Origin of the sequence: Aquimarina sp. EL_43 (assembly GCF_943422735.1) — a bacterium.
In the GTDB taxonomy this organism is placed as follows: domain Bacteria; phylum Bacteroidota; class Bacteroidia; order Flavobacteriales; family Flavobacteriaceae; genus Aquimarina; species Aquimarina megaterium.
The window spans coordinates 4,920,120-4,932,469 of sequence record NZ_CALSBR010000001.1 but is presented as its reverse complement, the minus strand read 5'-3'; the positions used below and the strand labels follow the sequence as shown (position 1 = coordinate 4,932,469).

Genomic DNA, 12,350 nt, shown 5'->3' with positions numbered 1-12,350 from the left:
TTTTATGTTAGATTATTTATTAGAATAGAACGGTACTGTTAACTTACTATTTGGTGTTGTTGGGATACCAATCTAATTGAATTACTTCTATATCCGGATTTTTTGATACCAGTTCTTTAAACTTTGCAACATCACTTAGCCCTTCGGTTCCACGATAATGATATGGGTATACTTGCTTAGGTTTAAACTCAAGAACAGCACTCGCTGCACTTTCTACGGTCATAGTATAGGGTAGATTCATGGTTACAAATGCCATATCTATGTATTGTAATGCTCTCATTTCCGGAATATCTTCTGTATCTCCCGAAAAATAAAGTCGTTTCTTTCCTAAAGTGATTATATAACCATTGCCTCTTCCTTTATCATGAAATTTTAAGGCTTCTTCTCTTAGGTTGTACATCGGGATGGCTTCAATGGATATACCTTGTACTTCTTTTGTTTCTCCATTATTAAGAATAATCAAGTGATCTGTGTATTGTGCAGGAAGTTTTTCGGCCACTGCCTGAGGTGCTATAATTTCGGCTTTTGATAAATCCAGGCTATCCAAGGTTTCAATATCCATATGGTCACCATGTATATCTGTGATAAGTACAAGATCTGCAAGTTTTTTATCTTTAAAAGCTTTGGCTCCTCCTGCAGGATCTATATAAATAGTTTTTTCTTTCCATTCTATAATAGCTGTAGCATGAATTATTGGGTCGATAGTGATATCACTAATCGGTTTTTCAGGTAGTTCTTGTGGGGCTTCGGTAATAGTTTCGTTGTTTTCTTCGGTGTCTTCATTTTTTTGTGACTTACAGTTAAAAAAAATAAGACATACCAGGGTAATGAATACGGGGGAAAGTTTCATGAGATGGTGATTTTTGTGTTTATTAGTTCTAAAAGATAAGAATATTGAGCGAGATATGTGGGATAAGCTGTATTATCGCGAGCAGATAGAGCAATTGTTATATCTTGTTTTTGGTGTAATATATTGTAAAAGAGTATAAAACAAGAGAAGAGGTGGTGTAACAAAAATTGCTTATTTTTTATGCGATTAACTGTCTATCCATAATTTAATAGCCATAGCAATAACCATAATGATTAAAAACACTTTAACCAAACCATCTCCCTTTTTTACAGACCATCTGCTTGCAATCCACCCTCCTGTAGCATTTCCTGTTGCAAGAACAAAACCATAGAGGTAGTCGATCTGATTATTATATACAAAAATGGCTAGTGCCCCAATGGTATAAATAAAAACGACCAATACTTTAACGGCATTAGATGTAACCAGGTTTAGGTAATTTATAGAGGTTAATGCTAACAAGATAAATATTCCTACACCTGCCTGGATAAATCCACCATAGACCCCGATAAAGAAAAAGGCAAGAATCGAAATCCAAAAATGTTTACCTTGTGTTCTTTCTATCACATCCTGAAGATTTACTTTGGGCTTAAAAACCATAAAAAGGACTACGATAACCATTACAATTGCAAGGATTTTATTAAATGTTTCTCCTTTAATGTCGATTGCAATCTGTGCTCCGATTAATGATCCAACAAGAGCCGATATTCCCAGATAGACCCCAAAAGAACCTGGTTTAACTCCTTTACTTCTAAAACCGGCAATAGAGGAGATAGATTGAATGAAAATTCCTATACGATTTGTGCCGTTAGCAACGGCAGGAGGGAGTCCCATAAAAATTAACATAGGTAAGGTGAGTAAAGAACCGCCACCAGCTATAGTATTAATTACTCCTGCTATAAATCCAATAATTGCTAAAATGAAAAGAAGTAGTGTTTCGTTCATAGAGTTTTTTGAAAAGTACTAAGAGAAAAAAAGTATACGATGTTGTTTTCAAAAATAGGTAAATCTCTATAATGAGCCTGATTAAAATTAGTTATTTCTATCAAAATAAAACGAATTCAACTTTAAACAGATGAATTATAAATTCTTTTGGTATAACTTCTGAAACTGTTGTAGATTTACCTAATAAATCAAAAACCTTCGGTAGCGTTAAAAAGTTATATAAAATAGTCCCGTTTCTTCAGATTTTTAAAGATAAAAAGTATAGTAGCTCTTTCTTTAAAGCAGATTGTATTGCTGGTATTACAGTAGGAGTTATTCTTATACCGCAAGCGATCGCTTATGCATTACTTATGGGGGTACCCCCAATTTATGGGTTGTATGCTTGTCTGATTCCTTTGTTGCTTTATGCCTTTTTTGGAACATCCAGACAACTAAGTATAGGGCCGGTAGCGGTTACTGCAATATTAGTAATGAGTGGAGTGAGTCAACTTGCAGACCCATTTACAGAGAGGTTTGTAGAATTGGTTCTGTTTGTGGGGTTTTTGATAGGAATATTGCAGGTTATTATGAGTGTGTTGCGTATGGGGTTTTTGGTAAATCTTATCTCTCAGCCTGTAATTTCTGGATTTATCTCTGCAGCAGCGATAATTATTATTGTTTCTCAATTAGATCAGGGGCTGGGGATTGCTATTCCGGATTTTAAATACACGCACCAGACAATTTGGTATGCAATTAGTCACTTTGCTGAAGTAAATTGGATTACACTTGGGATTTGTTTATGCTCTATTGTAACTATTAATGTGTTTAAAAAATGGAAACGCTCTTTCCCAGGAGCACTTACTGTATTGGTGATTACAACTTCTATAGCCTATATTTTTGATTTAAATGCGAAAGGATTGGCGATTATTAAGGATGTACCTAGCGGTCTCCCTTCTTTTAGTATTCCGAATATGGATTATGATACGATGGTTGCACTTATCCCATCGGTATTAACGGTCACTTTTATTGGGTATGTAGGGAGTATTGGGATTGCCAAATCTATAGAAATGAAAAAGAGAGACCATATCATACGCCCTAATCAAGAATTATTTGCATTAGGAATAGCTAAGGTTATTGGCGCTTTTTTTCAGGCAGTACCTTCTTCGGGAAGTTATAGTAGAACAGCAATCAATGATGAGGCAGGAGGGAAGACCACTGTGTCGTCTATTATAGCTGCATTAATGGTGATGTTTTCTTTGCTTTTTCTCACTTCATTTTTTTATTATATCCCTAAAGCAGTTCTGGCGGCAATTATATTGGTTTCTGTATTTGGCCTGATTAATTTTAGTGAAGCAAAATACTTGTTTCGACTTAGAAGACGAGATTTTATTGTAATGATCATTACTTTTTTAGGAACATTGATTTTTGGAGTAGAAAATGGAATCTTTATCGGGGTGATATTGTCGTTTGTATTTCTACAGTATTACAGTGCTCGTCCTCATATTGCCGAATTAGTAAATATACCAGGTACCAAATATTATAGAAATATTAATAGGTTTCCAGATGCAATACAATCAGAGGTGTATTTAATTATCAGGTTTGATAATCAATTGTATTTTGGTAATTCAAGTTATTTTAAGGATGCTATTCTGGCTTATGTTTCTGATCGAGAACGGTTACCCGAATTTCTAATCCTCGACAATACAAATATGCATGATATCGATAGTACTGGCTTGCATGTATTAGACGATATACAGCAATATCTTGATGGTATCGGAGTTCAGTTGTTAATGGTGGGTACAATAGGTCCTGTTCGAGACTTTTTAAAACGATCAGGTTTTACAGATAGATTAGGTGCGACTTATTATTATTTGACAATTTCTGATGCGGTAGATCATGCAGAAAACCAAACTGCTAAACATAAAGAAATACACGAAGCAGCAGTACAGTTTAATACGAAAAGAAAATCTTTTTTAGATTAATGTTACTCTAATCCTCTTCGTATAAATGTAGTTTTAACCCCATACCATAATTGGTGTTGTTATTTTTAATCAGATTATTGTTTTTGCTATACCCTCTGTCAAAACGCTGCCAGGTTCTATTTTTAAAAAATACTCTTCTGGTAAAAGTTTTGTAACTACTTATTTTGTCTGTAAACGGAAGTAAGGGTCTAAAAGTGGTAGATACTTTAACGATACCTTTTCGAGTTTCAATCTCACTATACTTTTTTGTTTGTTGTAGTTTTCCGTCCTTATCTGTATAGCCTAATACCTGTATGGAAACAAAAATACCATCTTTTGGTATGAAAACTTTATATTCTGAAACGTTCAGTTCAAAATTAGATTTATCCTTGTTGGTTACTTTAAATATAATATCTTCATAAGGTAATCTTTTTCCTGGATATCCATTGTTATTGCCATAAAACTGCATTTTGAATAAAGTAGAAAATGATTCCTTTTTGTTTGCATTTCGATTTGAAGATTCTGTTTTAATGGGTAGATATACTGAAGCTATTTTGGTAGATTTCTCGGGGTCTTTGGGGAAGAAAACTGCAATTTCAGATTCTACTGTGGGGAGCCAGCTTTTAAAATAATCATTATGCACTTCTGAGGCCAATTTCTTGGTTTTGTACTTTCTTTTCTTTTCTGCAACAATATACACCTCTTTAAGTTCTGCAATATCCTGTACTAAACGTATTTTCTGAGGTAAGGCAGAAGTAGACAGTGCTAATTCTTTATATCCTATAGATGATATGTATAAGGAGTCTACATCAGAATACCATTTTTTTGAGAATCGAAAATTACCATCTGCATCAGCAAATGTTCCACTTCCGTTTCTAAAAGAAATTGTGGCATATGGTATAGGTGTATTTTGTACTGAATCAAGTACAGTATAAGTCTGCGAATAGACAATTTGTGCTAAAAAAAGCAGTAGTAGGAAGGACAGCTTTTTCATTGAGTAATGGGGATTAAAAAAAATAAAGTTATGAAATATATTTATACTAGAACGATTATCATGCCAAAGAGCTTCAATAATAATTAGAATTATTTTAAATCATAACTACTTTTATCACATATGTATTTGTAAATTAAGTATTTATAGGTTTTGTTTAAACAATTACTCCAGTTACTTTGTTTAACCCACATCTTTCAATAAAGCCATTGGTAAACACATTCATTGCTTCTGGTTCTAGTAGATCGTTACGAGTGTCAAGCCAATGCTGTACTGTTGCAGTACCATACATATTCTGGATTCGCTGAAAATTAAGGTTGAAGTTTATTTTTCCCCAATGTAGGGTATATGGTATATTGATAGCTTCTAATCGATTCCATACTTTTTCGTAGAACTTTCGAGTTATATCTGCATCTACACCATCTAATTCTAATACACAGGTTTCTGGAAATTTCGTAAACCCTAATAATGCCTCAGTTCCTTTTACATATCGTAATGATATTCCACCAGGAAAAGGGTCGCCATCTTCAATAATCATCATAATTTCTTCAACAACTCGTACACTGTCTTTGATATCTATTCCTAAAGCTGCACTGGCAACTTTACCTCTAAATTTGGTATTGCTAAATGTTTCTCCTATAGTTCCTTCCATAGGAGGGATTTCTTTATAGGCCAGGGGGAATAGTATGTTAACTAATTTTGGGACTAATAAAATCGATAACCCTCCCAGACTATCCATAACTGTTTGTATTAACCCCAGTAGATCATCACCATAGGTTAACCCTTTATCATCTGGAGTTCTACGGGTGTAGTTATCCCTGTATTTGCGTTTATAGGAAACTTTTAAAAACACACCTTTATTATTGTTATCGGGTTCAAAATCATAAGGGTTTATTAGTATTTCAAAATGATATAATTCTCGATCAGGAGAGTGTTGAGGAAAGGGGAGTATAGTATTAATTGCTGAAAAATCTAATGTTTTCATGGTGTTTTTAAGTTCACTGTTGTATGCAATTTTGTCTATACGATGCTCTTCAAGTAGAAATTTGGGCTCTGTTTCGATCATAATACCGTGTATAATCCCAAAACTTCCGAAACTAACCAAAGCGGCATTAAACATAGTGTCGTCTCTTATTAAATCTGCGCCTAACCAATCAATAAACCGATCTGATACTACAGGGTTGGAGCTTCGCTCTAGCCATACATGACGATTGCGACCAACGATGAGATGTATTCCTGTTACAAAATCCTGTATTGCTCCTACGTTAAAAGCAGCGCCATGTGTACCTGTGGATAATGCGCCTGCTACTGTTTGACCATTACTAGCTCCCGAGGCTTTGATAGAGCGATTAGGACGTTTCTCTTTTTCTAATTTTGAGTTGAGTTGCAATATAGAAACGCCGCATTGCACAAAAAATAAATCGTCGGCTAGCCCTCCTTTATCGAGGTATTCGTTGCTTATATTAGACTTACTAACCGAAAAACTTAGACGTAATGATTTAGTATCTAAGATACCGCCTTCAGAAACCGCTACCTTAGAAAATGACCAGCCGCTACCCATAGCACGTAATCGAATATTGTTATCAATTGCATGCCCTATCAACCATTGTAAGTTTTTGGTTGTAGCAATATATTTATCCGCTCCTTTGCTTAGCGAATCATCATTACGTACTTTAAAAGAAGCGTTTTGTGTTAGCTTTTGTGTAAAATTTTGATGCCTGTTTTCCCATTTTCTTATGGGTAGTGTTTCAATGCCTTTTGGTAACGCCATGATTATGTTTTTTAATATTTTATTGCAACTGCTCTTTGTTTTTTAGGTAGTACTGTTAGTAAGCCAATATCAAAACCAGATATGATTTTCTGTCTTTATTGGTATAGATCAAGTAGAGATGATGTATTTTCTCTATAACTCTTCTATTGGAGGGTCTGGTGGGGCGCATTCCCATGTTGTGGTTTGCGGTACAACAATGCCTAATGTGATTGCGGATAATAAAATGTATCCAAAATTGGTGGTGTTGGTTGCTGAGCTTAAATGTTTGGATTCACATCTGGCATCGATATCTTTAGGAGAAACCAGCCCCCAAGCAAAGCTCCAGGTGGTTTTAGTGTTTTTAACTACAGCATCACTGTCATGAAGACTTACAACTCGTGTAGACATACAGCTTGTACAACAAATGGTTATTGCCAGTACTATGCTTATGTATTGTAATCGGATAGAATGTTTCATTGTCTTAGATTTTAAGACAATCAGACGATATGATTAGAGGGGGATCGCTAAGTAGGTTAAAAATAATACTATTTTAAACGATATAAAAGGGGGATTTACCTGTTTTTTATGAAGACAAATATCTAAAATTCAGTTTCGATAAATGATGAGGATATTTAAAATCTAATCATAATATTTAAGGTATATTATAGTGTGCTTTATTTTATTTTTAATAATTTTGTGTATATTATAGTATACTTTATTGTATTTAATAAGAAATTGCGTTATAAAGTATAATAAAATATACATAATTTACGTTTTATAATTTTAATGTATATTTTTATATACATTAATTAAATTTATGTGTGATGAATGTAAATAACCTTTCAGACGAACAAATACTAGCAGAACTTACTCAAAGAGTAAAACAACGGCGTCTTAATCTTAATATTACTCAGGATGAACTTTCTAAGAGGGCAGGAGTGCATGTGCAAACGATTAAGAATTTTGAATCCGGAAAGACAACTACACTATTAACTTTTATACAGATACTCCGAGCATTTGGAGATTTAAACGCATTAAGCTCTTTATTTCCCGATCCGGGCATAAGCCCTATAGAATTATTAAAACTAAAAGGAAAGGAACGTGAGCGTGCATCACGTAGCTCTAAAAATCAAAAAGAAGATCCATTATGGTAGATGTTATTAAAATTACCCTTTGGGGAGAAGAATTGGGAGCATTAAGTTGGGATAGTCAAAAAAACTTTGCTTCTTTTGAGTTTTTTCCTTCATTCCTAAATAAAAACCAGGATGTCTCACCAATACATATGCCAATACAGTCTTCTGCAAAAAAAATATATAGCTTTCCTAATCTAAATCAGGACACTTACCGTGGATTACCAGGAATGTTATCTGATGTATTGCCCGATGATTTTGGGAATCGTTTAATTGACCAATGGCTTGCTCTTAATAACATTCCAAAATCCAAATTTACCCCACTAGATCGCTTATGTTATATTGGCACTCGCGGTATGGGAGCACTAGAGTTTCAACCTGCGAAACATATAGGGCAAGCTCAAACTACTACATTAGAGGTAGATAAACTAGCACAACTGGCAGAAAAGATACTTAATACACGAGAAAAACTAGAACTTAATCTTTCTGAAACAGAACACCTTAATGAATTGATTAAAGTAGGAACTTCGGCAGGAGGGCAACGAGCTAAGGCTATAATTGCTTATAACTCTACAACAAATGAGATACGGTCGGGCCAGGCCATAGCTCCTCACGGATTTGAACATTATATTTTTAAGTTTGATGGAGTAGATGATACTACTCTTGGTGATCCACAAGGGTATGGTAGGATCGAATATGCATATTACTTAATGGCATTGGATTGTGGTATCAATATGGAAAAATCTTTGCTTTTTGAAGAACATGACAGAGCTCATTTTATGACCAAACGCTTTGATCGCCATGGTAATAATGAAAAAATACATATGCAAACCTTGTGTTCGATAGCACATTTTGATTATAAATCTCCAGGTGCACACTCTTATGAAAATGCATTTGAAGTAATGCGACAACTACGGTTGCCACATAGTGATGCCGTACAATTGTATAAAAGAATGGTATTTAATGTTATTGCCCGTAACCAGGATGATCATACCAAAAATATTTCTTTTTTGATGGATAAACGTGGAGTTTGGAGACTTTCGCCTGCATATGATGTGACCTATTCATACAATCCATCAGGGATTTGGACCAGTATGCATCAGATGTCAATTAATGGTAAACGAGATGATTTTACATTACAGGATTTGATTGCTGTAGGAGAGAAGATTAGCTATAAAAATCATAAGGAAGCGATACAACAAATCATTGATGTTGTTTCTAACTGGGATTACTATGTACAGAAAACAGGAATTCCAAAATCACAAGGTAATACATTAGCAAAACCATTTAGATTATACCTTTGATCCTTCTAACTAGATAAAATGAAGAAAGCTATATACTTTATGCTTCTAAGTGCTGTGTCTTTTACAGCAATGAACCTATTTGTTAAGTATTTAGCGCACTTTGGAGGAGCACAGCTTGTATTCTTTAGAGCATTTGGCTCGTTATTTTTTACGATGAGTTACTTGTTATGGCATAAGATCCCAATATTGGGTAACCAAAAAGGATTGTTGATCTATAGAGGATTGGCAGGAGTAACCTCGATGGGGTTATTCTTTATGTCGGTTAATTACCTTCCTATTGGTTCTGCAGTATCATTACGGTATTTATCACCAATCTTCGCTACTATTTTTGCTATACTTTTTCTTAGAGAACAAGTAAAACCAATACAGTGGTTGTTCTTTTTAATGGCGTTTAGCGGTGTTTTAATGATCAAAGGTTTTGATCCTAATATTGATTCTTTTGGTCTGTTATTAGTACTGGGATCAGCTGTATTTAGCGGAATAGTATATGTACTAATAAATAAAATTGGTCATAGAGACCACCCTGTTGTGATCGTTAACTATTTTATGTGGATTTCTGTTACCGTAGGAGGTATTCTTTCTATTTTCAACTGGACTACACCAAAAGGTATAGAGTGGCCACTATTACTTAGTTTAGGGGTTTTTGGATATTTCGGGCAATTATTTATGACCAAAGCATTTCAATCTCAAGCAACAAATAAAGTGGTATCCCTAAAATATGTCGAAGTAATTTTTACAATGATTGCAGGTACTTTTTGGTTTGCCGATATATATCCAGCCCTAAGTATTATAGGTACCCTATTAGTGATTACCGGACTAATCCTTAATATTTGGTATCGACAACGTTAATCTGGTTTATACATTAGGATCTTATCGTTATAAGACTAGAAAGCCTGAAAACTTAGTAGATTTTCTAATGTATAAAACGGATTACTGTATTTGCAAGTATCTAAAAAACTTTAATTACGAAAAGTCTTCTCTAAGATAAAACATGAGTTTTCTTTTATCTGTAAAACTTTTGATAGTAATGATATCACCAGTAATTTTATTATAAATCACTTCAACAAACAATAAATCTACGTAGTAAATAGAATAATAAAAATCGCGATTCTGGTCATTTATAGTAAAGAGGTGAATACCTCGATCCCAGAGGTCTTTGTATTTGATATCTAACTGTCGAGCATTAAACTCTTCTTCAAGGGTAATTTTGCGCATAAGCTATTAATTTTATAATGAGGCAGGATAAAATTACGGAAAAACCGTAACATGTGCAAGTGAAAATTGTATAATATCTTGAAGAACAATAAAATGCACATATAGAATAACCCTTGTTTAAGAATATATTTGACTATAAAATATAGAGACTTTAAATAGCTTTAAGGTTAATATTGAGTACAAGAATATTATGATTTTTTTAACAAATATAGATGTATGGATAAAGTACCTATCACAGGCTTTTATTTAACCCTGTTTTTTACCTTTTGTAAGAAAAAACTTGTGTCGGAATACAACAAATCCTACAAAAAAATATGTCTTTGTAGATTTTTGTTTATTTTAGTTGTAAATAACTAATAAATAGGTGTTTAATAGAAAGCGGCCCTCTAGGTTAACTACTCCTATAGAGGGCCTAAATTGAAACATAATCGGTATTTAACACAAACTCAACTTATACTAATTATGAAGTTTCAACTTTACTTTTTACTGGTTCAAAGATATCTTAGTTTTATAAATTTTCTCATGTTTATTCATAAAAAATTTAACATTTAATCAATTAATAACAAAGCAATGTTAATTAATTCTTAACCAGTTATTTGAATGTCTGTATATACGATTGTATTTGTTGGATTATACTTATTTCGGGAGTTCCTTTCTAGGTTTGTTCTACACTTTTTATGGGGTAGCCATAATGAAGAAAATGAAAAAAGTCAAATAGATGCAAAATCTGTTCTCAATTCAAAGAAAAACAAAACTAATTATAGCATATTATTACGATACAAAATGTATTTAATTTTATGTGAAAAAACTAATACCTGTATATAAATTTCATAAGAAGTGTAATTACAGAACACTCATAAATAAATAGGATTTAGGATTATATTTTTTGAGGAGTTACTTTTCAATTTTATTAATCTCGATAATACGATGTGTATTACTGGTATCCCCATACGAATTTCCGTTGGTAGCGATAAAAACACGTCCCTGAGGAGAAATAGCGATATCTCTCAGACGACCAAACTGTCCATTAAAGAATATTTCCTCATTGGTAATTGCAGTTCCGTCACTGTTTAGAGTAAGCGCAATTATTCTTTGATCTTTTAGCACTGTCATCAGTAGTTTATTAGTCCATTCAGGAATTCGATTACCCGTATAATAGACCAGATCAGAAGGAGCAATGGTGGGTGTCCATTCAAAAATGGATTCGATAACCTCTGTACTCGCTGCAAAAGTCTGTTCGTTGGGAGTATCTATTTTACCTTTTACAGCCGGCCATCCATAATTTTTACCAGATTGTATGATATTTATTTCATCATCAGAACTGGGTCCATGCTCAGAACTATACAATTTACCATTAGGATGCAATACCAGTCCTTGTGCATTTCTATGCCCTAAACTATAGATATAACTATTCGCAAAAGGATTATCGGTAGGGATACTACCATCTAAGTTTAATCTTAGTGTTTTACCTCCCAGAGAATTCATATCCTGAGAAAGGTTGGTATTACCAGCATCACCTGTAGTCATAAATAGATGCATATCTGGTGTGATCAATAACCGAGAGCCATCGTGATTAGAGTTGGCGGGAATTTGATCGATAAGTACAGTTTCGTTAGACAAGGTGTTATTTGCATATGTAAACTGAACTAATCGTTCCAATAAGCCACTTCCCCCGTTATAGGTGTATACAACGTATACATATGGATTGGTATCAAAATTGGGGTGAAGTACCATACCTAATAACCCACTTTCTCCAACTTGAGATACATTAGGAATCGTATATACCAATTGTTGCTCTCCGCTGTCGGGATTTATCCTGCTAATTTTTCCATTACGTTCGGTTACCCACAAGAAATTATCAGGACCCCAAATTAGCTCCCAAGGAACGCTTAAGGTTTCTACCAATATTTTTGTTGCTTCTACAGGTTCATCTGTACCAGGATTTGTAGTATCATCATCTCCCGAACAAAACCATAGCAAGGATGAAATTAGTACAATACTTGCTAATTTTGATATTCTTTTCATAATATTCCTTTTTAAATCAACAACTGAATCCTGTATAAGGTATTGATTGTTAATGATTTGTATGGTAGTTGATAGTTGTGATTTCACCTATCAATTATTCTATATGTTTTTATGAGAAAACAACATATCCAACTTTATTCTCAAAAACCAATTACTTTCTCTTAATTATAACGGTTAACTTATACGAAACCCTACTTTTTTTT

General features: G+C 33.7%; 11 protein-coding genes. 4 read left to right on the top strand and 7 right to left on the bottom strand.

From position 1 onward, the window contains the following. Positions 1–46: 46 nt before the first annotated feature. Positions 47–850 (bottom strand): MBL fold metallo-hydrolase, encoded by an 804-nt coding sequence (locus tag NNL09_RS21215; RefSeq protein ID WP_196909987.1) that lies wholly within the window; start codon positions 848–850, stop codon positions 47–49. A gap of 186 nt (positions 851–1,036) precedes the next feature. Beyond that, positions 1,037–1,792, bottom strand: coding sequence for a sulfite exporter TauE/SafE family protein (locus NNL09_RS21210; protein ID WP_025665604.1), 756 nt, complete (start codon positions 1,790–1,792; stop codon positions 1,037–1,039). A gap of 224 nt (positions 1,793–2,016) precedes the next feature. Here NNL09_RS21210 and NNL09_RS21205 point away from each other — a divergent pair, with 224 nt between their 5' ends. Continuing rightward, positions 2,017–3,753, top strand: coding sequence for a SulP family inorganic anion transporter (locus NNL09_RS21205; RefSeq protein WP_370540879.1), 1,737 nt, complete (start codon positions 2,017–2,019; stop codon positions 3,751–3,753). Positions 3,754–3,760: 7 nt separating this feature from the next. Here the strand turns inward: NNL09_RS21205 and NNL09_RS21200 are convergent, their stop codons facing one another. The 3 genes from NNL09_RS21200 to NNL09_RS21190 form a co-directional block, all read right to left on the bottom strand. After that, entirely contained in the window at positions 3,761–4,726 is a 966-nt protein-coding gene (locus NNL09_RS21200) for a hypothetical protein (RefSeq protein WP_196909988.1), read from the bottom strand. Between the two features lie 154 nt (positions 4,727–4,880). Next, positions 4,881–6,494, bottom strand: coding sequence for an FAD-binding protein (locus NNL09_RS21195; RefSeq protein ID WP_196909989.1), 1,614 nt, complete (start codon positions 6,492–6,494; stop codon positions 4,881–4,883). Between the two features lie 132 nt (positions 6,495–6,626). Beyond that, positions 6,627–6,950 (bottom strand): Bor/Iss family lipoprotein, encoded by a 324-nt coding sequence (locus NNL09_RS21190; RefSeq protein ID WP_196909990.1) that lies wholly within the window; start codon positions 6,948–6,950, stop codon positions 6,627–6,629. Positions 6,951–7,297: 347 nt separating this feature from the next. Here NNL09_RS21190 and NNL09_RS21185 point away from each other — a divergent pair, with 347 nt between their 5' ends. The 3 genes from NNL09_RS21185 to NNL09_RS21175 are packed head-to-tail and all read left to right on the top strand — an operon-like array spanning position 7,298 to position 9,756. After that, entirely contained in the window at positions 7,298–7,627 is a 330-nt protein-coding gene (locus tag NNL09_RS21185; protein WP_025665609.1) for a helix-turn-helix transcriptional regulator, read from the top strand. After that, positions 7,621–8,907, top strand: coding sequence for a type II toxin-antitoxin system HipA family toxin (locus NNL09_RS21180; protein ID WP_196909991.1), 1,287 nt, complete (start codon positions 7,621–7,623; stop codon positions 8,905–8,907). Before NNL09_RS21185 ends, NNL09_RS21180 begins: the two co-directional genes overlap by 7 nt. A gap of 18 nt (positions 8,908–8,925) precedes the next feature. After that, the gene (locus NNL09_RS21175; protein WP_231389099.1) at positions 8,926–9,756 is read left to right on the top strand and encodes a DMT family transporter; all 831 of its coding nucleotides are present in this window, start codon (positions 8,926–8,928) and stop codon (positions 9,754–9,756) included. Positions 9,757–9,870: 114 nt separating this feature from the next. Here NNL09_RS21175 and NNL09_RS21170 read toward each other — a convergent pair whose 3' ends face one another. Both NNL09_RS21170 and NNL09_RS21165 read right to left on the bottom strand, forming a co-directional pair. Then, a complete protein-coding gene (locus NNL09_RS21170; RefSeq protein ID WP_025665611.1) occupies positions 9,871–10,122 on the bottom strand; it encodes a hypothetical protein in 252 nt (83 codons plus the stop codon). Positions 10,123–11,016: 894 nt separating this feature from the next. Beyond that, positions 11,017–12,147: a sorbosone dehydrogenase family protein gene (locus NNL09_RS21165; protein ID WP_196909992.1), complete on the bottom strand. Its 1,131-nt coding sequence runs from the start codon at positions 12,145–12,147 to the stop codon at positions 11,017–11,019. Positions 12,148–12,350: the final 203 nt, after the last annotated feature.

Excerpts from the sequence above, each read along its gene's own strand:
- NNL09_RS21190 (WP_196909990.1), bottom strand. The coding sequence starts at position 6,950 with ATGAAACATTCTATCCGATTACAATACATAAGCATAGTACTGGCAATA.
- NNL09_RS21210 (WP_025665604.1), bottom strand. The coding sequence starts at position 1,792 with ATGAACGAAACACTACTTCTTTTCATTTTAGCAATTATTGGATTTATA.
- NNL09_RS21170 (WP_025665611.1), bottom strand. The coding sequence starts at position 10,122 with ATGCGCAAAATTACCCTTGAAGAAGAGTTTAATGCTCGACAGTTAGAT.
- NNL09_RS21195 (WP_196909989.1), bottom strand. The coding sequence starts at position 6,494 with ATGGCGTTACCAAAAGGCATTGAAACACTACCCATAAGAAAATGGGAA.
- NNL09_RS21185 (WP_025665609.1), top strand. The coding sequence starts at position 7,298 with ATGAATGTAAATAACCTTTCAGACGAACAAATACTAGCAGAACTTACT.
- NNL09_RS21175 (WP_231389099.1), top strand. The coding sequence starts at position 8,926 with ATGAAGAAAGCTATATACTTTATGCTTCTAAGTGCTGTGTCTTTTACA.
- NNL09_RS21165 (WP_196909992.1), bottom strand. The coding sequence starts at position 12,147 with ATGAAAAGAATATCAAAATTAGCAAGTATTGTACTAATTTCATCCTTG.
- NNL09_RS21180 (WP_196909991.1), top strand. The coding sequence starts at position 7,621 with ATGGTAGATGTTATTAAAATTACCCTTTGGGGAGAAGAATTGGGAGCA.
- NNL09_RS21200 (WP_196909988.1), bottom strand. The coding sequence starts at position 4,726 with ATGAAAAAGCTGTCCTTCCTACTACTGCTTTTTTTAGCACAAATTGTC.
- NNL09_RS21215 (WP_196909987.1), bottom strand. The coding sequence starts at position 850 with ATGAAACTTTCCCCCGTATTCATTACCCTGGTATGTCTTATTTTTTTT.